General features: G+C 63.2%; 20 protein-coding genes. 8 read left to right on the forward strand and 12 right to left on the reverse strand.

Annotation, left to right across the window (positions count from 1 at the left end; translation table 11 throughout):
* Position 1: 1 nt before the first annotated feature.
* The 6 genes from G391_RS0109525 to rpsF form a co-directional block, all read right to left on the reverse strand.
* Positions 2-400: a DoxX family protein gene (locus G391_RS0109525; protein WP_029087315.1), complete on the reverse strand. Its 399-nt coding sequence runs from the start codon at positions 398-400 to the stop codon at positions 2-4.
* 84 nt (positions 401-484) lie between these two features.
* Positions 485-2,065 carry an AMP-binding protein gene (locus tag G391_RS14470; protein ID WP_051257277.1) on the reverse strand — a complete coding sequence of 527 codons (1,581 nt, stop codon included), beginning with the start codon at positions 2,063-2,065 and terminating at the stop codon, positions 485-487.
* 105 nt (positions 2,066-2,170) lie between these two features.
* The gene (locus G391_RS0109535) at positions 2,171-2,530 is read right to left on the reverse strand and encodes a Rap1a family protein (RefSeq protein WP_029087316.1); all 360 of its coding nucleotides are present in this window, start codon (positions 2,528-2,530) and stop codon (positions 2,171-2,173) included.
* 124 nt (positions 2,531-2,654) lie between these two features.
* On the reverse strand, positions 2,655-3,239 hold the full coding sequence (rplI, locus tag G391_RS0109540) for a 50S ribosomal protein L9 (RefSeq protein WP_029087317.1): 585 nt from the start codon (positions 3,237-3,239) through the stop codon (positions 2,655-2,657).
* Position 3,240: 1 nt separating this feature from the next.
* Positions 3,241-3,513 carry a 30S ribosomal protein S18 gene (gene rpsR / locus G391_RS0109545; RefSeq protein WP_029087318.1) on the reverse strand — a complete coding sequence of 91 codons (273 nt, stop codon included), beginning with the start codon at positions 3,511-3,513 and terminating at the stop codon, positions 3,241-3,243.
* 10 nt (positions 3,514-3,523) lie between these two features.
* The gene (rpsF, locus tag G391_RS0109550) at positions 3,524-3,907 is read right to left on the reverse strand and encodes a 30S ribosomal protein S6 (RefSeq protein WP_029087319.1); all 384 of its coding nucleotides are present in this window, start codon (positions 3,905-3,907) and stop codon (positions 3,524-3,526) included.
* Positions 3,908-4,177: 270 nt separating this feature from the next.
* On the opposite strand from rpsF, the gene G391_RS0109555 reads away from it, so the two are divergent.
* The 8 genes from G391_RS0109555 (at position 4,178) to gmk (ending at position 11,053) form a co-directional block, all read left to right on the forward strand.
* Positions 4,178-4,879, forward strand: coding sequence for a DUF2059 domain-containing protein (locus G391_RS0109555; protein WP_029087320.1), 702 nt, complete (start codon positions 4,178-4,180; stop codon positions 4,877-4,879).
* Positions 4,880-4,947: 68 nt separating this feature from the next.
* Positions 4,948-5,892, forward strand: a complete 945-nt coding sequence (gene fabD / locus G391_RS0109560) for an ACP S-malonyltransferase (RefSeq protein ID WP_029087321.1) — start codon at positions 4,948-4,950, stop codon at positions 5,890-5,892.
* 11 nt (positions 5,893-5,903) lie between these two features.
* Positions 5,904-6,644, forward strand: coding sequence for a 3-oxoacyl-[acyl-carrier-protein] reductase (gene fabG, locus G391_RS0109565; protein WP_029087322.1), 741 nt, complete (start codon positions 5,904-5,906; stop codon positions 6,642-6,644).
* Between the two features lie 142 nt (positions 6,645-6,786).
* On the forward strand, positions 6,787-7,023 hold the full coding sequence (locus G391_RS0109570; RefSeq protein WP_029087323.1) for an acyl carrier protein: 237 nt from the start codon (positions 6,787-6,789) through the stop codon (positions 7,021-7,023).
* 140 nt (positions 7,024-7,163) lie between these two features.
* Positions 7,164-8,444 (forward strand): beta-ketoacyl-ACP synthase II, encoded by a 1,281-nt coding sequence (gene fabF / locus G391_RS0109575; RefSeq protein WP_029087324.1) that lies wholly within the window; start codon positions 7,164-7,166, stop codon positions 8,442-8,444.
* On the forward strand, positions 8,441-9,526 hold the full coding sequence (mltG, locus tag G391_RS14475; protein ID WP_084169210.1) for an endolytic transglycosylase MltG: 1,086 nt from the start codon (positions 8,441-8,443) through the stop codon (positions 9,524-9,526). The genes fabF and mltG overlap by 4 nt, the downstream gene beginning before the upstream one ends.
* Positions 9,523-10,404, forward strand: coding sequence for a YicC/YloC family endoribonuclease (locus G391_RS0109585; RefSeq protein WP_029087325.1), 882 nt, complete (start codon positions 9,523-9,525; stop codon positions 10,402-10,404). The genes mltG and G391_RS0109585 overlap by 4 nt, the downstream gene beginning before the upstream one ends.
* The gene (gene gmk / locus G391_RS0109590) at positions 10,394-11,053 is read left to right on the forward strand and encodes a guanylate kinase (RefSeq protein ID WP_029087326.1); all 660 of its coding nucleotides are present in this window, start codon (positions 10,394-10,396) and stop codon (positions 11,051-11,053) included. Before G391_RS0109585 ends, gmk begins: the two co-directional genes overlap by 11 nt.
* Here gmk and rsmA read toward each other — a convergent pair.
* From rsmA to G391_RS0109620, 6 genes are all read right to left on the reverse strand, one after another.
* Positions 11,050-11,868, reverse strand: a complete 819-nt coding sequence (rsmA, locus tag G391_RS0109595; protein ID WP_029087327.1) for a 16S rRNA (adenine(1518)-N(6)/adenine(1519)-N(6))-dimethyltransferase RsmA — start codon at positions 11,866-11,868, stop codon at positions 11,050-11,052. The genes gmk and rsmA overlap by 4 nt on opposite strands.
* The gene (gene pdxA, locus G391_RS0109600; protein WP_029087328.1) at positions 11,865-12,863 is read right to left on the reverse strand and encodes a 4-hydroxythreonine-4-phosphate dehydrogenase PdxA; all 999 of its coding nucleotides are present in this window, start codon (positions 12,861-12,863) and stop codon (positions 11,865-11,867) included. Before pdxA ends, rsmA begins: the two co-directional genes overlap by 4 nt.
* Positions 12,864-12,867: 4 nt before the next feature.
* A complete protein-coding gene (locus G391_RS0109605; RefSeq protein ID WP_245572075.1) occupies positions 12,868-14,136 on the reverse strand; it encodes a peptidylprolyl isomerase in 1,269 nt (422 codons plus the stop codon).
* A 126-nt stretch (positions 14,137-14,262) separates the two neighbouring features.
* A complete protein-coding gene (locus tag G391_RS0109610; protein WP_029087330.1) occupies positions 14,263-16,710 on the reverse strand; it encodes an LPS-assembly protein LptD in 2,448 nt (815 codons plus the stop codon).
* A gap of 28 nt (positions 16,711-16,738) precedes the next feature.
* Entirely contained in the window at positions 16,739-17,854 is a 1,116-nt protein-coding gene (lptG, locus tag G391_RS0109615) for an LPS export ABC transporter permease LptG (RefSeq protein ID WP_029087331.1), read from the reverse strand.
* Between the two features lie 29 nt (positions 17,855-17,883).
* The gene (locus G391_RS0109620; protein ID WP_029087332.1) at positions 17,884-19,020 is read right to left on the reverse strand and encodes an LptF/LptG family permease; all 1,137 of its coding nucleotides are present in this window, start codon (positions 19,018-19,020) and stop codon (positions 17,884-17,886) included.
* Between the last annotated feature and the right edge of the window lie 81 nt (positions 19,021-19,101).

Raw genomic sequence — 19,101 nt, forward strand, 5'->3', positions numbered from 1 at the left:
GTCAGGCCTTCCGGCCGAGGATCGCATCGAGGCTCCACGCGCCCGGTCCTGCGAAGGCGAGATAGAAGAACACCCAGCAGTACATCACCGCCAGTTCGCCCTGATTGACCAGCGGATAAAGGCTGCTCGGCGCGTGGAACTGGAAGTAGGCCACGGCCATCATGCCCGACAGGATAAAGGCGACCGGTCGGGTGAACAGGCCCAATACGATCAATGCGCCGCCGACCAGTTCCAGCACCCCCCCGATTCCCATCTGGCTCATCAGTTCAAACGGACCACGGGCCGCTTCCGGGAAGCCGAAAATCTTCTGTGTGCCGTGCTGCATGAACATCAGCCCGGCAACGATCCTGAGCAGGCTCAGGACCTGGGGCGCGCGCTCGGACAAACCCGTCAAATTCATGGGGAACCCTCCTGTTTCAGGTCATGTCGACCCAAGTGTCAGGAACCGTGACTGTTGCGGGCTTGCTTGGCAAGCTGGTTGTCCTCAGGCGGCGCGAGCCTCGGTTTCCGCCATCTTCTGAAGGGAGACATAGTCCGTCTTCCCTGTCCCCAAGACCGTCACAGCAGCCACCTTGATGATCTTCTTGGGCACGGCCAGTTCCGGTGCGCCGTGGGAGCGCGCCCACTCGGCCAGCCGAGCGACCTCGGCATCGTTGCGATCCGTGACGAGAATCAGCCGCTCTCCCTTGCGGGTATCGGCCACGGCTACGACGGCGTGATGGTTCTCCGGCCAGACCGCCGAGGCCAGACCTTCAACCGCCGTCAGGCTGACCATTTCGCCACCGATCTTGGCGAAGCGTTTGACCCGTCCAAGGATGGTGCAATAGCCGTCCGGGTCGATGGAGACGATATCGCCGGTGTCGTGCCAGCCACCTTCCAGAGGCTCGATGATCTCGGGGTCGTCCGGCGACAGATAGCCGTCCATGACGTTGGGACCGCGCAGGTAGAGTCGTCCGCCTTCCTCGATGCCTGGCACCGGTTCGATGCGCCACTCCATGCCCGGAAGCATCTGGCCGACGGTGCCGGGGCGATTGCGGTCGGGGTGGTTGACCGCCACCACCGGCGCGGCCTCGGTCGCCCCGTAGCCTTCCAGCAGTTTCAGGCCATGGAAGCGGGTATTGAACAGATGGTGGGTTTCGTCGCGCACGCGCTCGGCCCCGGCTACGACGAATTTCAGGCTGTCGAAATCGTCGGGACTTGCCAGACGGGCCCACTGGTTGAGGAAGGTGTCGGTCGCAAACAGGATGGAGGGCTTTACCTCGGGCAATAGCTCTACGATCTGTTTGGCATGAAGCGGCGAGGGGTACTGGAAAGCCTTCATCCCCTCCAACAAGGGCAACAGGACCCCGCCGGTCAGGCCCAGGCAGTGGAAGGTTGGCATGGGGTTGAACATGACCCAGTCGGGATCAAGGTCGATATGCTGGGCCACCTGACGACAGTTGGCGATCAGGTTCGACTGGGACAGGACCACCCCCTTGGGGGCACCAAAGCTGCCCGAGGTAAACAGGATAACCCCGGGTGAGGCCGGATCGGACTTGACGCGGAACTGACGCGGGAACATCCCCGCCATCAGGCCATAGACCTTGTCGCCGATGCCGATGGTCTTGCGCACGTCGTCAAGCCAGACGACCTTGGCCTCGGCTTCGATGGCGGTGACCAGGTCGTCCAGCTTGGCCTGGGACACGAACCGCTTGGCCGACAGAACCGTCTTGACGCCGGCGGCCCGAATAGCGGCCGTCACATTGCGCGCGCCGGACGTGAAGTTCAGCATCACCGGCACCCGGCCATGGCCGAGGAGGCCGTAGTAGGTCACCACGACGCCGGAACTGGTCGGGAGCAGGATGCCGATCCTTTCGCCAGGCTCGGTCATGGCGGCAATCTTGCCGCCAAGAACCAGCGCGGCCCGGATCAACCCTGTATAGGTCAGGGGATTTCGGTCCTGGTCCTCCAGGATGACCTTGTCGCCGTACTTGTCTCGCGCCGCGATCAGGGCGTCGAAAATCGTTTCGCTGTTGACCTGGTAGTTCAGCGTTTCACGCAAACTGTCCTCCGGGGCGGATTTCATCCGCCTTCGTTCTTGAGGCAGGGAAACTAGGCGCGCCGGAGGCAGTTGAAAAGATGGCTTACGTTGCGTGAACGGTTTGCCGGAATTTGCCGGCCAGCCAGAGGCTCAGCACGGATAGCGTTCGGCCATCCATTCACGCATGGCCTGGGTCACGCTGATGTGACGGCGAGATGCGGGGATGCTGTTCAGCCGGTTCATCACGGCATCGGCGGAAAGCGAGACACGTCCGCCCTCCGGCGGACAGAAGGCCGGGGTTCGCCCCGCAGCTTCGGCAGCTCGACGCTCGTTTCCAAGGGTTTCAAAGGCCCCGCGAATCTCACCCATCAAGCGCCGGGTGTCGGATCTCAGCAGGGCGCTGGGGTTGCGCGGAATGTCTTCCGCCTCGGCCAGAAACTCTGACACCGGCATGGCATGGGCGAGCGCAGGCGTCGCCACCAGAGCCAGGATAAGCAGCAGCCGTTTCATGCAATCCTCCGCTCCCAAAGAATGCCGTCGCGATGATGGCGGAACAAGGGCTCCGAAAGGCAAAAAAAGGGCGCGCGCCCGGATCGGACGCGCGCCCCTTTGATCAGAGTGCGGTTGGGAAGCCTCAGGCTTCTTCGCCAAGGAACTCCTGTTGGCCGGCACCGCCTTCGACCATGTCAGCGACCTGCTCGGCGGCCGCTTCGCGCTCTTCTGCGAACTGGCTGGCGATGACGTCTTCGCCACGGGCCTGGCGTTCGGCTTCATCGGCCGAACGGGCCACGTTGATCTTGACGGTCACGGCGACCTCAGCGTGCAGGCGAACCTGCACATCGTGAACGCCCAGGGTCTTGATCGGGTTGTTCAGAACAACCTGGCTGCGCTCAACCTTGCCGCCTTCGGCCTGGATGGCGTCGGCAACGTCACGGGCGGTGACCGACCCGTACAGCTGACCCGATTCACCAGCCTGACGGATCAGGACATAGGTTTGGCCATCGAGCTTCTCGCCGGTCTTGCCGGCATCGGCCTTGGCCTTTTCGTTGCGGGCCTCGATCTGGGCGCGCTGGGCCTCAAACACCTTGAGATTGGCGTTAGTGGCGCGCAGGGCCTTTTCGCGCGGGAGCAGGAAGTTGCGGGCGAAGCCGTCCTTAACCGTGACGACGTCACCGATGGCGCCGAGATTCTCGACGCGTTCAAGCAGAACGACCTTCATCTTACTTCACCACATAGGGCAGGAGCGCCAGGAAGCGGGCGCGCTTGATGGCCTTGGCCAGCTCACGCTGCTTCTTCTGGCTGACAGCCGTGATCCGCGAGGGGACGATCTTGCCGCGCTCGGAGATGTAGCGTTGCAGGAGCTTGACGTCCTTGTAGTCGATCTTCGGAGCGTCCGGCCCGGTGAACGGGCAAACCTTGCGGCGGCGGTGGAAGGGACGGCGGGCCGGCGTATTGCCGACGGGCGCGCCCGGAGTGGGGGTCACATCAGTCATCTATCTTGCCTCAGGCCGCATCATCAAAGCCGGTGCGCGGGCCACGCTCGCGCTCGCGCTCGCGTTCACGCTCACGGCGCGCCAGGATCGGAGACAGCTCGAGATCGAGCTCTTCCACACGAATGGTCATGTAGCGCAGCACGTCTTCATTGATCGACAGCTGGCGCTCCATCTCCTTGACCGCATCCGCCGGGGCGTTGAGGGCGAGGAGAGAATAGTGACCCTTGCGGTTCTTCTTGATGCGGTAGGTCAGGTTACGAAGACCCCAGTATTCGATCTTGGCGACGGAACCGCCGCGCTCTTCGATCAGGGCCTTGATTTGGTCGTTCAGCGCCTCGGCCTGCTGGGCAGAGATGTCCTGGCGCGAAATGACCACGTGCTCATAAAGAGCCATGGGCAGGTGCTCCCGATATGGACGACGGCGGCGGATCGCGGCGGAAGACCGCAAGTCCGACGATGGCTCCCGGGGCGGCGGTGAGGGACGATTTCCCCTACCCATTGATACTCCGCGTCCGGGACCGGCGTCCTGGAAAGGCGCGGCTAATAAGGGATAACGGCTTGCCATGCAAGGCGCAGATCACATGAGACGGCCCCTGTGCTTGCAGGTCGCCGGCCCTTGCGCCCTCATCGCGAGTGGGTCATCACTCACGACAGGGGAAGTTGCATGCGCGCTGTCGGTCTCGTTTTACTCGTTCTGGCCCTGTTTGTCGGCGTTCCGGCCCAGGCCCAAAGCCGCGCCGAGCCCAGCACTCGGGCTCGCGAACTGGCGACGGAGTATGTCGAAGTGCTCAATCTCGAGCGCCTGGTGCAAGAACTCTATGCCGGCATGAGTGACGCTGTGCCTGAGTGGGAGCGATTGCAGCGCGAGATCGTCGGAACGACCAAGGGTGAAACGATGACCTCGCCCATGCCGACCTTTAACCAGGAACTCGACATGGAAGTCCTGCGTCCCTTTCTTGAGATCATTGAAGGCCTCCTGATCGAAACGCATGCGCGGACCTATTCAGAAGCCCAGCTCGCGGCGCTTATTCGGTTCCACGAGTCGCGTGGGGGGGCTGAAATCCTCGCGCAAAGGGATGATTTCGTCGTCAATCTGATGACCGTCATCCTGGAAAGCCTTCCAGATATCCGTGAGCAACTGGGCTTCCCGGAAGCCGCCGACGACACCACGGTCTATCCGATCGAGCCTGACCTGCCGACGCGCCGTATGGACTTGGGGTCGCGAGGGGCCGAGGGCTTGTCTGTATCGGACATTCAATCGGGGCTAGGCGATACCGATGCTGCCGACGACGCGGCTCTCGCGGCGATAATCGCGGCCGAGGCGGCAGTACTGGCCGGCGGCGCGGCAGCTGTAGATCCGCAGTAGCTCGGCTTGCCGCCTTGTAGCTGACGGCCTAAGCCTGCGACGCGATTCAGCGGCTTGGTGAGGATCAGATGAGCTTGGCGTTTCTCTTTCCGGGGCAGGGCAGTCAGGCTGTCGGCATGGGGCAGGGCTTGATCGAGGCCTTCTCGGTGGCGCGCGAGGTCTTTCAGGAGGTCGATGACGCCCTGGGCCAGAAGCTGTCAGCCCTGATGAAGGACGGACCTGAGGACCAACTGACCCTGACGGAGAACGCCCAGCCGGCCCTGATGGCGGTGTCGGTGGCGTTGGCGCGGGTGCTGGACCGGGATTTCGGCGTCTCCATGGACCGCGCGGCATTCGCGGCGGGCCATTCGCTGGGGCAGTATTCGGCGCTGTGCGCGGCGGGGGCGATCTCGATGTCGGACACGGCGCGGCTGCTGAAGTTGCGCGGTCAGGCGATGCAGCGGGCCGTGCCGGTGGGCGAGGGTGCCATGGCGTCTCTGATCGGGCCGAAGTCGGATCTGGCGCTGGCGGAGGCCGCGGCCAAGGCTGGGTCGGCAGCAGGCGTCTGCGTCGTAGCCAATGACAATAACGCCGGCAATATTGTGATTTCGGGCACCAAGGCGGGGGTTGATCTGGCGATCGAGAAGGCCAAGGAGCTGGGCGCGCGGGCGATCCCGTTGAATGTCTCGGCACCCTTCCACAGTCCGTTGATGCAGCCCGCAGCCGATGAAATGGCCGAGGCCCTGGCGGGTGCCGGTATATCGGTGCCGGTCATTCCTATCGTCGACAATGTGACGGCGCGGCCCGAAAGCGACCCGGAGGCGATCCGGCGGTTGCTGGTTGAACAGGTGACCGGGAGGGTGCGCTGGCGCGAGAGTATGGAATGGATGGCGGGCGAGGGCGGCGTGACGCGCTTCGCCGAGCTGGGTTCGGGCAAGGTTCTGACCGGCATGGCCAAACGGATCGCGCCGGACGCTGAGGCGGTGGCACTGAACGGACCGGAAGACATTGAAGCGTTTGCGAAAACGCTCTGAGGGAGACGAAGATGTTCAATCTTGAAGGCAAGACCGCACTGGTGACTGGCGCGACGGGCGGCATCGGTGGGGCGGTGGCCCGCGCGCTGCACGCGCAAGGGGCGACCGTCGTTCTGTCCGGCACGCGCGCCAATGTGCTGGAAGAGCTCAAGGCCGAGTTGGGAGATCGCGCCCACTATGCAACCTGCAATCTGTCGGACCCGGAAAGTGTCGATAACCTTGTGCCTGCGGCGGAAGAGGCCGCGGGTGCCGGGCTGGACATTCTGGTGGCCAACGCTGGTATCACGCGCGACGGTCTGCTGATGCGGATGAAGGACGAAGACTTCTCCGATGTGATCCGCATCAATCTAGAGAGCTATTTTCGGCTGAGCCGGGCGGTCATGCGCGGCATGATGAAACGCCGGGCAGGTCGAATCATCGGGGTAACCTCGGTTGTCGGCGTCACGGGCAATCCCGGCCAAACGAACTATTCGGCTTCAAAAGCCGGCATGATCGGCTTTTCAAAGTCGCTGGCCCAGGAGGTGGCAAGCCGCGGAATCACGGTGAATTGCATCGCGCCCGGCTTCATTGCCAGCCCCATGACCGACGTGCTGAACGACCAGCAGAAGGACGCCATCATGGGCTCCATTCCGGCTGGACGGTTGGGAACCGGCGACGAGATCGCGGCGGCGGCCTGCTATCTAGCCAGCGACGAAGCGGCCTACGTCACAGGACAGACCCTGCATGTGAACGGCGGGATGGCGATGATCTAGGCTCTTCCCAAGCGGAAGGACTGTGCTAAAGGCCCGCAACCGACCCCAACCCGCGCTGTTATGACTTGCGAAAGCGACGCCGTGGGCCTAGGGCAGGATTGAATCAAACGCCGCTCTGGCGGCAGCAGACAGAGAGACACCCATGTCCGATATTCTCGAGCGCGTCCGCAAGATCGTCATCGAGCACCTTGACGCCGACCCGGACAAGGTCACGGAAAAAGCCTCCTTCATCGACGACCTGGGCGCCGACTCGCTCGACAACGTCGAGCTGGTCATGGCCTTCGAAGAAGAGTTCGACATCGAGATCCCGGATGACGCCGCCGAGCACATCCAGACCGTCGGCGATGCCGTGAAGTTCATCTCGGAGAAGTCGGCCTAAGCCGCTTCGATCTTCGAGCAAGAGATTGCGACCGTCCGGGGCCACCCGGGCGGTCGTTTTTCGTTTGGCACCAAGGCCTAGCCGTGCGGCCCGGCGGACTTTATGTTCGCCGTGGAGATTCAACTGAGGCAGGAGCCGCCATGCGCCGCGTCGTCGTCACGGGCATCGGATTGCTGACCCCGCTGGGTGCGGGGCGCGAGATCACCTGGAAGCGAATTCTGGAAGGCCAGTCGGGCATCGGCCAGATCACCTGTTTTGACCCTGAGGGCTACGGCTGCACCATCGCGGGCGAAATCCCGAGCGTTGACGGGCGGGGCGGCGGCGGACCGGACGTCGAAGGCTCGTTCGATCCCGAAAAGGTGCTGTCGTCCAAGGAGCGTAAGCGGGTCGACGACTTCATCATCTACGCCATCGCCGCCGCCGATGAGGCCCTTGATGATGCCAACTGGCACCCCGAGAGCGAAGAGGACAAAGAACGCACCGGCGTCATGATCGGTTCGGGGATCGGAGGCCTCGGCCCGGTTGCCGATACGGCCATCAAGCTGAAAGAGGAGGGGCCGCGCCGGATTAGCCCGTTCTTCATCCCCTCGGCCCTGATCAATCTGGCCAGCGGCCAGGTGTCGATCCGGCACGGGCTGAAGGGACCGAACCATGCGGTGGTGACGGCCTGCGCCACCGGGGCCCACGCCATCGGCGACGCGGCGCGGCTGATTTCCTACGGCGACGCAGACGTCATGGTGGCCGGCGGGGCGGAAAGCTCCATCGTGCCGATCGGGGTGGCCGGCTTCGTCGCCTGCCGGGCGCTGTGCACCAGCTATAATGAGACGCCTGAGAAGGCCTCGCGACCCTATGACCGGGGCCGGGACGGCTTTGTCATGGGCGAGGGTGCCGGGATCCTGGTGCTGGAGGAGTATGAGCACGCCAAGGCGCGCGGAGCCAAGATCTACGCCGAGGTAGCGGGCTATGGCCTGTCGGGCGACGCCTATCACATCACCGCCCCCTCTGAAGACGGTGACGGTGGCTTCCGGGCGATGAAGGCGGCCCTGAAGAACGCTGGATTGGAGGCGTCGGACATTGATTACGTCAACGCCCATGGCACCTCGACCATGGCGGACGGGATTGAGTTGCGGGCCGTCGAGCGGCTGTTGGGCGATCAGGCGAAGACTGCCGCGATGTCGTCGACCAAGTCCATGACCGGGCATCTGCTGGGAGCGGCCGGCGCGATTGAGGCCGCCTTCAGTGTGCTGGCGATCCGCGATCAGGTCGCACCACCGACGATCAATCTGGAGGACCCGGAGTTCGAGACGCCACTCGATCTATGCGCCAATGCGGCGAAACCGATGGCGATTGACGTGGCAATGTCGAATTCCTTCGGCTTTGGCGGCACCAATGCCGCGGTCATCTTCAAGAAGATTGCATGAGTGGTTCAGCGTTGAAGGCGGGCGTGCTGAGTGCCCTGGCAACGGCGGCGCTCTTGCTGATCGCGGCCCTGGCCTGGGGCTTTGCCAGCTATACGTCGGACGGGCCGGCGGCTCGCCAGGGCGACGACACCGTCGTCGTTCTGCGTTCGGGAGCCGGGGTCAGTGAGATCGCCGGCACCTTGGCTGAGGCCGGTGTCGTCCGATCCGCGACGGCCTTTCGTGTCGCTGCACAGCTGACGGGGGCGGATCGAGGGCTACGCGCCGGAGAGTATCGGATTGAAAGCCGCGCCTCTCTGGCCGAGGTCCTGGAGACGCTTCGGTCCGGCGACGTGGCTCGGCACTTCGTCACCATCCCGGAAGGGTGGTCGGTGGCCCAGGCCATCGACATTCTGAATGCGGAGGAGGTGCTGACCGGAACGATCGACGAGATCCCGGCAGAAGGGTCGCTGTTGCCGGATACCTACGAGGTAACCCGTGGCGAAACGCGGCAGTCGGTGATTGCGCGGATGCAGGCGGCGCAGGTCGCCCTGATGGAAGAACTCTGGCCGACCCGTGCCCAGGGCCTTCCGTTCTCGACGCCCGAACAGGCGGTGATTCTCGCCTCGGTCGTTGAAAAAGAGACGGGGCTTGCCGAAGAACGGCCTCGGGTTGCGGCTGTTTTTGTCAACCGGATGCGGTTGGGCATGCGCCTGGAGAGCGATCCAACGGTCGTCTACGGTGTGTCTGGCGGACGGCCTCTGGGCCGGGGGCTGCGTCGATCCGAACTGGCGCGTCAAACGCCCTACAACACCTACCAGATCACCGGCTTGCCGCCGACGCCGATCGCCAATCCCGGGCGTCAGGCGATTGAGGCCGTGCTCAATCCGCCGGCCACGCGCGACCTGTTCTTTGTGGCGGACGGGACCGGAGGGCATATCTTCGCGCCTAGCTACCAAGAGCATCTGCAAAACGTCGCCCGCTGGCGGCAGATTGAGCGCGCGCGCGCCGCGGTGCCGGGCGAAGCCGTGGCGACGCCTGAATCGCCGGCTAGCCCGTCCGCCCCGAGCGAGGGTGCCGCGGCTGACCAAACCTCGGTGCCATGAGCCTCCCCCTCTCGGGTATGACGGGGTTTGGGCGTGCCGAGGGCGCGCTGGGCGACTGGGCCTGGACAGTCGAGGTCCGCTCGGTCAACGGACGGTCGCTGGAGGTAAGAGCCAAGACCCCGCTGGGGTTCGAAGGCATGGACCGACAGGTGCGTGAAGCGGCCCAGAGCCGGTTTCAGCGCGGTCAGATTGGCGCGACTATTCTGACCCGTCGATCCGAGCAGTCCCTCGAATTTAAGATCAATCAGCCCGTGTTGGACGCCTATCTGGCGGCCGCAGAGGTGTTGGTTTCTAAGGGCGCTCAGCCTCCGCGCGCCGATGGGCTTCTGTCACTGCGCGGGGTGGTCGAGGCGTCCGACACGGACGACGCGGATCTGAGCCAGGTTCATTCGGCGGTGTTGGCCAGTCTGGCGAACGCAATGGATGGCTTGCTGGAGGCCCGGCGAGACGAGGGGGCCCGGCTCAAGCCGTTGATCGAGGGATTCCTCGATCAGATTGAAGCCTTGACCCAGCAGGCCCGTGCGGAGGCCGAGGCTCAGACGACGGCCATCCGCGAGCGTTTTGCCCGGCGTGTCGAGGAACTGACGGACGGATCGGCGGGCCTGGAGGAGCGCGTTTTCCAAGAGGCGGCCATCATGGCGGCGCGTGCCGATGTGCGTGAGGAGCTTGATCGCCTCGATGCTCACACGGCATCGGGCCGTGCGCTTGTCCGCGATGGAGGGAGCGTCGGTCGACGGTTGGACTTTCTGACCCAGGAGTTCCTGCGTGAGGCCAACACTTTGTGTTCGAAGTCCGCTACGCTTGCCTTGACCTCGGCAGGCTTGGACCTCAAAGCCACCATCGAGCAACTCAAGGAGCAGGTGCAGAATGTCGAGTGACGGTCAGGCGAGCCAATCCCCCCGACGCGGCCTGTTGCTGATGGTCGTGGCCCCATCGGGTGTCGGCAAGACCAGTCTGACTCGGCGTCTCATTGCCGATCACCCGGACCTGCATCTGTCGCTGTCCTATACGACGCGGGAGCCGCGTCCGGGTGAGCACGACGCGCGCGACTATCATTTTGTGGACCGGTCGACCTTTGATCAGATGGTCGAGGAAGACGCCTTCCTCGAATGGGCCGAGGTCTACGGGAACCGCTACGGTAGCCCCAAGGCTCCGATCATGGCGGCGCTGGAGCGGGGACAAAGCGCCCTGTTCGATATCGACGACCATGGGGCCAAGACGATTGCGGCCCAACTGCCGGAAGATTCGGTGCTGGTCTATTTGCTGCCGCCGTCCCTGGCTGAAATGCGGCGTCGCCTGACAGCTAGGTCACAGGATTCCGAGGACGTCATCCGCAAGCGGATTTCGCGGGCCAAGGAAGAGGTGTCCGGCTGGAATACCTTTGACTACGTCCTGCTCAACGACGATTTTGACCGGGCTTACGCCGACCTGGCGCACATCTTCCATGCCGAGCGCCTGAAGCGGACGCGCAATCCCTGGGTCGGAGATTTTGTCGGCGGGCTGTTGGCGGAAGAGGTCGAGGGCTAGGACCGGCTGGCCTCGGCCAATCGCAAAAACCCCGCTACACCGATCACCTCTGCCCGTGCCTCTGGACTGATGCCGGCCGCTTCGCACAGTGACGCGCCGCCAAGGGACTTCAGGCTGGAGCGGAGCATCTTGCGACGCTGACCAAACGCGGCGGCGGTCACCTTCTCGAGGGCCTGTAGCATGCCGGTCGACGGCGGGTCGGGGCGCGGGTCGAGGCGGACGACGGCGGAGGCGACCTTGGGCGGCGGAGTGAAGGCGCGAGCGGGAAGATCCATGACGACACGTGCCTCGCAAACGGCCTGGGAGATCACGCTGAGCCGACCATAGGCGTCCGACCCCGCCGGCGCAGCAACGCGGTCAGCGACTTCCTTCTGGAACATCAGGGTCAGGGATTTCGGCCGCCACGGCCCGGTCAGCCATTTGATCAATAGCGGCGTGCCGACATTGTAGGGCAGGTTGGAAACCAGGTGACCGGTGCGACCCTTGAGCAGCTCCAGCTCGTTCACCTTGAGGGCATCACCCTCAATGACGGTCAGGCGACCGTCGCAGGAGTCCGCCAGTTCCTGGAGGAGGGGGATAAAGCGCCGGTCCTTCTCGACCACGATGACGTGTTCGGCGTCAGTCTCCAGCAGCGCCCGCGTCAGCCCGCCCGGCCCCGGGCCGACTTCGATGACCACATCGCCCTCAAAGGGACCGGCCAATCGAGCAATCTTTCGCGTAATATTCAGGTCGAGCAAGAAGTGCTGGCCGAACCGTTTATCGGCAGACAGGCCATGGGCCTCCAGAACGTCGCGCAGAGGGGCCAGGTCGCTCATGCCGCGGCGCGCCGTTGAGACATGTCGCCAGCCAGACGGATCGCAGCGATCAGGCTATCAGGTCGGGCGATCCCTTTTCCGGCGATATCAAAGCCGACGCCGTGATCCGGCGAGGTGCGGATGATGGGCAAGCCGAGCGTGGCATTTACGCCGCCCCAGAAATCGAGGGTCTTCACCGGGATCAGTCCCTGGTCGTGATAGAGGCAGATCGCCGCATCGTAGCGGGAGCGGGCCTCCGCGTGAAACATCGTGTCCGGCGGCAAGGGGTCGGTGATCTGGATTCCCTCAGCTCGGAGCCGCTCGGCGGCCGGAACAAGAATGTTGCGTTCTTCAAGCCCGATCGCACCCCCTTCGCCCGCATGGGGGTTAAGCCCGGCCAGGGCAAGCCTGGGGGTGTCGATACCCAGATCACGCCTGACGGCTTCGTGGGTGACGCGCGCTGTTCGCATGACCCGCTCCACAGTCACCAGTTCGGCCACCTCGTTGAGGGGCACATGAATCGTCACCAGCGACACCCTCAGATCCAGCGCCGTCAGCATCATCACCGGGCCGCGCGCGGATTCAAAGGGCACAGCCTGGGTTAGGTCGGCGATGAATTCGGTATGCCCAGGAAACCGGAATCCGGCCTGATAAAGCGGGGCCTTGGCGATTGGACAGGTCACAATGCCGCCTGCCTGGCCGCGCACCGACAGATCAACGGCCTCGGCAATCCAGCCTATGACGGCATCTGCGTTCTCGGGAGAGGCCCGCCCCGGTGTCGGGCGAACGCGGCAAGGGCGGTCAAGTACCGGGATCGCCGCCGAGAAGACATCGAGGGTCTGGTCGGGGGTGTCGATCACCTGGACTCGAACCTCCTGCTCCGAGAGCAGGCCGGCATCTCCCACCACGAAGAACGCAGGGTCGCCTTGACCTGACGTTTGCCAGGCCTTGGCGATGATCTCCGGGCCGATCCCTGCCGGGTCGCCCAGGCTGAGGGCGAGCGGGATCGCTGTCATCGCACTAGGTGTCGGAGTTGGGCGCTTCGATCGTCGCCGCGTTGCGCAGATCGCGTATGTAACGCCGTGCCAGCATGTTCAACTGCTGACTGCCGAGTTCCCGCTCGATGTCCTCGCGCGAAGGGATCTGGTCACTGGCGCTGCGCCGTCCACACATCGCGACCAGATGAAGGCCCTGCTCGGACCGTTGAGGGGTGCTGACAGAGCCCACAGCGGCCGAGCGCGCGATCTCCTGAAACGGAGAGGTCAGATCGGCGACGTTCGCTTCACCCAATTCGGACCCGACGACGCCCGGTGTCTGATTGGCACGCGACACGATGTTGTCGCAGGTCAGGCCGCTATCACGAAGGCGGTTCAGCGTCGCCGTCGCCTCGGCCACCTGGGCCTCCGAGGCTCCTGGTGCTAGACGGATGCCGGCTTGGCGAAGGCTGGCCATCGTCGAAACCGATCCGGTACGCTCATCGCGAACCAGGACAATGTAGACACCACCATCCACCGGGATCGGGTTTGAGAGCTGGCCTGGGTTCATCTGATCGAGCGCGGCCTGGACCTGGGCGGGGGACTCTCCCTCGATGACCCAACCGGCATCGCCTCCGGCGGCGGCGGACGGCGCTGAGGAGAACTGCTGCGCTACGGCGGGGAAGGGGGCCCCCTGGAGGAGCTGCTGAACCAGATGCCGCGCACCGTTCATCGCGACATCCATGCCGCCCACCGTTGCAGCGTCGATGTAGATTTCGCCGAGAAGCCACTGCGGCCGGCTGGCGGCATCCTCAATGCGTTCCAGCACGGCATTGATCTGATCGGAGCCGACCCGGGCGCGATCCCGATAGCGACCACCTACCAACATGCCCCATCCCATGTCGACGCGGACTTTTTCACGAAAGCTACTCGGCTGAATTCCGAATTGCTGCATAGCGGCCAGCATCTGTGCTGCGGATGAACCACTACCTTGCGCCATGCTTTCGATCTCGGAGTCGATCATGGCGTCGGTAATCTCGACTTCGTAACGTTCCAGTTCCTGTGACTGGAGCTGTTGATCGACCAGCGCCCGCAGGGCTTGTTGCTGGATTGCCGGCAGGTTTTCCGGCGTGGCCTGAATCTGGGACGTGAAGATCAGAAACAGCATACGTTGCCGAAGATCGTAGCTGGTGATGAGGTCATCGTTGACCGTGACCGCGACGCCTTCAGAGAGGGTGAACTGAGGCGCGGGGGTCGCACCGGCTTGCGCTTGCCCAGGTTGCGTCGCAGCTTGCGCAAGAACGGGTTGTGACATGGACAGCGCAAGGGCGACTGCGCCTGCAGAGAGCATCCAACGCATTGGGGAGGTTATTCCTTTTCCGACAAGCGGGGTGAACACGGATTGAGCCGTCGGACGGCGTTCGAACAACATGAGCGCCTCTTACCTTGAACCGCCCAATGTGGCGAGGATTAGGCGTACGGAAACGCCTTCAGACGATCGGACGCCGCGGCCTGCGAACAGGTCTTCATTGCGCTCGTAGAGAATTTCTAGGCGCAGGCACTCATCTTCGTAAAGTAGGCCTATCTCCGACCGCCTCCAGAGCTCCTGGCTAAGGTCGCGCGTAGCATTGAAGGTGACGCCCCAGTCACCAACGACGAAGACCTGTCCAGAAACCTGGATGTTCTCATAGTTGGCGTTCCCCAGAGGTGAGGGGTCCGACTGATCCGAAATGTAGCGCACGGAGACATAGTCAGATTGCCTGAAGCTGGCACTCATTCCGACTTCAGCCTGACGCAGGTTCAGATTGTCATCGAGCCTGGCCCGCGCCCAGCCTGATACGCCCGGCAGGGGCTGGGCCGTTGCGGCCACCACCCAGTCTGAGGACGTTTCAGAAATCCCTGTGGGATCGTAGAGCGTTCCTGGAGGCGCGCCCGTTACCTGCCGACGGTAGCCCGTTTCTTCCTCTGCCCTGAACATGCGACCGAGAAACAGGCTGGCATTGCGGCCATCAGCCCATTCGGCCGCGAAACGCATGCCCAAGCTGGCGCGCAGCCCACCTTCATAGAGGTCGTAGCCTGGAAACTTGTTGTCCTGGAACAGGGTCGTTTGGTCCAGCTCGACGATCTGGCTGTCCTCGTTGGGAATGCGAGGGTCGATGTCCGCTTCGGGAGAGATCGCGATTTGCGCCATGGGCTCGATGATGACCGAGCCGCCGGCAAACCGTCGGATAAGCGGGTAACGCAGGTCCAGACCGAGCGTTGCGTTGAAGCGGGAAATTTCAACGGCGTCCGTTGGCCCGGTCGGCAGATCGTCGACGGTGTAGAAATCAGCTCTAGAGCTCATGAACGGCTCGATCCGCAGGCCGAAATCAGTCGTAATGATCCGTCGCCAGTCTGCCTCGAAGGAGGCGCGGCCGCTGTCGACGCCTGGAAGGCCCGCCGTAGGTCCGGGCGGTGGCAGGTAGGTCGGAGAAATGACCGGAGATCCGACGTAGTCTTCGCGGAACAGGGCAACGGCAGACCCGCGAAGCCTCAGGCGGCCACCCAAAATTGAACTTTCCGGTTCCCAGCGGAAGTCGATCATGGGTCCGACGATCGGCAAGGTATCGTCATTCTCGAAGATCAGGCCGCGTGCGTCACCGGCGTTATAGGTGACGGTATCAATGCCGATCACGCGGAGCGATTGGAACGCGAGAATCGCTGCGGAGAAATACGACCGATCCGTCTGTCTTTCGACGTAGATCTGGTTGATCAGCCGGCGATCGTCCGCCCGGAACAGGCCGCGATCCTGGAAGACCTCTTCAATGTCGTAGCGGTCGAACAGGGTCGGATCGGTTGCATGTTCGACCGTGAAACCCCAGCGCCAGTCCTGATTGATGTCGAAGGTCCCGCTGCCCAAGACATAGCCACGAGATTCGGCGCGACCGTAGCGGGTGTTGTCGAAGTCGACCCCCGGTCCGGTATCGACGTCGACATTCCCAAAGAGCCGTTCATGGGTGTAGCCGCCACGGATACGGGCCTCGCCCGAATAGAAGCGACGCCGCCAATCCAGATTCAGGAGTGGATTCACCGAGCTGTTAATCTGGGGGCTGACGATGACATCCTGATGCGGCGAGATCACCCACAGATAGGGCTGCTCATAGGAGAATCCTCGGCCATTTGAACTGGAAACGGTCGGGATCAGCAGACCGGATTGGCGTTCGGCGGTCGGGTCGGGATGCCAAAAAATCGGCGAGTAGAAGATCGGCACGCCGGCCACGCGGATGACCGCGTTCCGGTAGAAGACGATCGCGTTGTCCTGGTCTTGGACGACTGTGTCGGCCTGGATCGACCAGGTGGGCTCGGACGGATCGCCTTCGGAATCGCAGATATCGCAAGGCGTGAAGATGGCGTTGTGTAGCTCGTTCACGGTTTCGGAACGCCGCACCGCCGTCGCGGAGGAAATCTTGATGTTGTTTTCGAGCCGGGCCGAGAAGCCAGTCGCGTATCCGGCGCGAAGCTCGTCATCAAGCTCGAGGGTGTCGGCGTACTGGACGGTGCCATCGGGATTGATCAGCTGAGCGTTACCGGTCGCGGACAGCAATCCGGTTTGCATGATGTAGTTGACCTGATCCGCGCGGATCAGCCGGCCTTGATAGCGGGCCTCTACGGCACCGATGGCAACGATCTCGTCGGTATCCTGATTGTGGGCAATCGAGTTGGCCTCGATGAACAGACCCTCGGCGGACAAGCCGTCTGGCCCGACCGTTTCGGCAATCTGACGATCAGGGGCGGGGGCCTCCTGAGCCAGGGTAGGCGCGGCCAGCAGACTAAAGACCGCTGCGCTGATTCCAGCGAGCAGCCCGGCCCGGAGCCTTGGACCAACGGTGTTGGCGTCAGAACTGCGCATGGCGTCCCAAAATAATCCTGTCCCCGGGTTAGCCGTCTTCGGTGTAGCAGAGCAAGGTGAAGGCTGACAGGACGACCAGCAAGGGGGGAATCCAGGCTGCGGCACTTGGTGGGAGCACCTCGGACTCGCCAAGGGCTCGCATCAGAGCGCTAAGGAAATAGAAGACAAAGCCAAGCCCGATAGCCGAGACGACCATGAAGGGCATGTCGCCCAGGCGCATCAGCCGCAAAGAGAAGGCCGCCGCCAGAATGGACATGGCAGCGAACATCAACGGTGTCGCCAGCAACTCCTGAAGCCGTAAGCGGTACTGGGTCGCCGAAAAGCCCGCAGCCTCGATGGTGGATATCAGACTGGGCAGACGCCAGAAGGGCGTGCTTCGCGGCTGGGCAAAACCTTCAAATGCCTTGTCCGGCGTCAGGTTGGATCGGATCGACAGGGTCGCATAGCTGACCGCCTGTTCGCCGGCTGCTGCCTCGCGGGCATTCGTCAGTTCCCAGGCACCAGGGACCAGCCGGGCTGATTCCGCCTCGATGCGGCGTTCGAAGTCGCGCCGACCGTCCGCTCCCGTGGTGTAGATGAACATCGAGACACCGAGCAGTTCCGATGTCTCGGCGTTTCGCTCCTGCGCGCGAACCACGACCTGATTTCGACCGTCACCCTGGCGAACCCAAACCACTGAGGTTTCCGGGGCCAACCCTTCGCGTGTTTGCAGCAAGGCGTTCGAGCGCGCCTGGTATTGACCATCGAGCCAGGATGCCACGGGGTTGAGGACCGTGATCGTAATCACACCTACGACCAGGGCGGCACCGGCAGCCGGGAAAATGAAGCGCCAGGCGGAAACGCCCGCCGCGCGCATGGCGACCAGCTCGCTCCGGCGGTTCAGGCCAACAAAGGCCGCCAGCGTTCCGAACAGGAACACAAATGGCAGCAGCTGCAGGATGACGGAGGGAGACTTCATCAACATCAGCCCGGCAAGGCCGAAGACCGAGACATCGACCCGACCGCCGATGTCCCGGGAGATTTCCACGAAGTCGATCAGCATGATCACCGCGGAGATGATCGCCAAGGCACCGACAACCGAACGCAAGGTACGCAACAGGACATAGCGTTCGATACTGGTTAGTCGACCCTGCCAGCTAGGCATGCCTCCGGGAAGCCGTGCGCCTCTGCGTCTCATGCCTGCAGCCCTCCGAGGAGGCGCCTGCGACCCGCGCCGATCTCAACAAAGCGTCGAATTCTTTGTTTGAACATGGGCTTGAGCGCGAGCCACATGAGGCCCAGGGGTAATAGATACTGTAGAATATTGAGCCACCCGCTTGAGCCGCAGGCCGACACAGCGGCGAAACCCAGAAGCCGCACTGAGATTGCCACAGCCACGGCGATAGCAATCCGCCGGGAATAGCCGGTGCGGCTGAAGCTCCCGCCCAGCACGGCGGAAATCGCGACAGCCATGAAGGCCAAAACGTAGAGGGGCCCGGCCAATCGCGCATGGGCCTCGGCCAACAGCTTCAGCCGGTTGCCTGTTTCCCATTCATTGGACGGGTTGGGGAACAGAAGGTCGGACAGCCAGCGGTCTGATTCCTTGTAGTGCAGCGTACCGGTCGAAATCGCATAGCCCCCCAATTCCACGACATAGTCATCGAAGGACAGGTAGTTGAGCACGCCAGCCTGCGAGAACTCTGACGACGACCCGTTCGACAGGATGATCACCGGTCGTCCATCGAGATTGGTAATCCGGCCTTCCTCCGCGTCATACAGGGTGGCACCGTCAGGACGTTCGATGTGGATGAAGAGGTTCTTCAGCAGGCCGTTCTGGTCCACGCGCTGGGCGTAGACGGTCAGGCCCGGAGCGCCTTCCACAAACTCGCCCTCGCGCACGAGGATCGCGGCCAGATCTGCCCTTACGGCGTGAAGTTCGCGTCGCATTTCTTGCATGGCGAGTGGCTGAAGGAACAGGTTTGAAGCCAGGGCGACAAGGGCGATCAAGGTCGCGAGCCGCATGGCGGAGTCCATGACGCCCCAGCGGCTCATCCCGCCCGCGTAACAGACGACGATCTCGTGGTCGGAATGGAGCCGGTTCAAAGCCATCAGCGCACCGACAAGCACGCCGATGGGCAGAATCAGGGTGACGACCTGGGGCATGGCCAACGCTGTTACCTTGGCCAGCGTCCAGGCCCCTTGTCCGCGCTCCACAATCAGATCCAGCTGGCCCAGGCTCTGACCCAGGATGACCACGAGCGTCAGCGCCCCGATCGCACCAATGACTGGGACGGCAAGCTGACGGAAAAGATAGCGATCAATGATCTTCATAGCGGACATTGCGGGCGAGGCCCGCGCGAGGCATTTATCACGCTCGTTGGCGAACACCATGTCCGCCGTGAGATTACGTTA

Source organism: Brevundimonas aveniformis DSM 17977 (genome assembly GCF_000428765.1).
In the GTDB taxonomy this organism is placed as follows: Bacteria; Pseudomonadota; Alphaproteobacteria; order Caulobacterales; family Caulobacteraceae; genus Brevundimonas; species Brevundimonas aveniformis.

Bases quoted from the DNA above. Each gene is read 5' to 3' on its own strand.
- G391_RS0109525 (WP_029087315.1), bottom strand. From the start codon at position 400: ATGAATTTGACGGGTTTGTCCGAGCGCGCGCCCCAGGTCCTGAGCCTG.
- G391_RS14470 (WP_051257277.1), bottom strand. From the start codon at position 2,065: ATGAAATCCGCCCCGGAGGACAGTTTGCGTGAAACGCTGAACTACCAG.
- G391_RS0109535 (WP_029087316.1), bottom strand. From the start codon at position 2,530: ATGAAACGGCTGCTGCTTATCCTGGCTCTGGTGGCGACGCCTGCGCTC.
- rplI (WP_029087317.1), bottom strand. From the start codon at position 3,239: ATGAAGGTCGTTCTGCTTGAACGCGTCGAGAATCTCGGCGCCATCGGT.
- rpsR (WP_029087318.1), bottom strand. From the start codon at position 3,513: ATGACTGATGTGACCCCCACTCCGGGCGCGCCCGTCGGCAATACGCCG.
- rpsF (WP_029087319.1), bottom strand. From the start codon at position 3,907: ATGGCTCTTTATGAGCACGTGGTCATTTCGCGCCAGGACATCTCTGCC.
- G391_RS0109555 (WP_029087320.1), top strand. From the start codon at position 4,178: ATGCGCGCTGTCGGTCTCGTTTTACTCGTTCTGGCCCTGTTTGTCGGC.
- fabD (WP_029087321.1), top strand. From the start codon at position 4,948: ATGAGCTTGGCGTTTCTCTTTCCGGGGCAGGGCAGTCAGGCTGTCGGC.
- fabG (WP_029087322.1), top strand. From the start codon at position 5,904: ATGTTCAATCTTGAAGGCAAGACCGCACTGGTGACTGGCGCGACGGGC.
- G391_RS0109570 (WP_029087323.1), top strand. From the start codon at position 6,787: ATGTCCGATATTCTCGAGCGCGTCCGCAAGATCGTCATCGAGCACCTT.
- fabF (WP_029087324.1), top strand. From the start codon at position 7,164: ATGCGCCGCGTCGTCGTCACGGGCATCGGATTGCTGACCCCGCTGGGT.
- mltG (WP_084169210.1), top strand. From the start codon at position 8,441: ATGAGTGGTTCAGCGTTGAAGGCGGGCGTGCTGAGTGCCCTGGCAACG.
- G391_RS0109585 (WP_029087325.1), top strand. From the start codon at position 9,523: ATGAGCCTCCCCCTCTCGGGTATGACGGGGTTTGGGCGTGCCGAGGGC.
- gmk (WP_029087326.1), top strand. From the start codon at position 10,394: ATGTCGAGTGACGGTCAGGCGAGCCAATCCCCCCGACGCGGCCTGTTG.
- rsmA (WP_029087327.1), bottom strand. From the start codon at position 11,868: ATGAGCGACCTGGCCCCTCTGCGCGACGTTCTGGAGGCCCATGGCCTG.
- pdxA (WP_029087328.1), bottom strand. From the start codon at position 12,863: ATGACAGCGATCCCGCTCGCCCTCAGCCTGGGCGACCCGGCAGGGATC.
- G391_RS0109605 (WP_245572075.1), bottom strand. From the start codon at position 14,136: ATGTCACAACCCGTTCTTGCGCAAGCTGCGACGCAACCTGGGCAAGCG.
- G391_RS0109610 (WP_029087330.1), bottom strand. From the start codon at position 16,710: ATGCGCAGTTCTGACGCCAACACCGTTGGTCCAAGGCTCCGGGCCGGG.
- lptG (WP_029087331.1), bottom strand. From the start codon at position 17,854: ATGCCTAGCTGGCAGGGTCGACTAACCAGTATCGAACGCTATGTCCTG.
- G391_RS0109620 (WP_029087332.1), bottom strand. From the start codon at position 19,020: ATGAAGATCATTGATCGCTATCTTTTCCGTCAGCTTGCCGTCCCAGTC.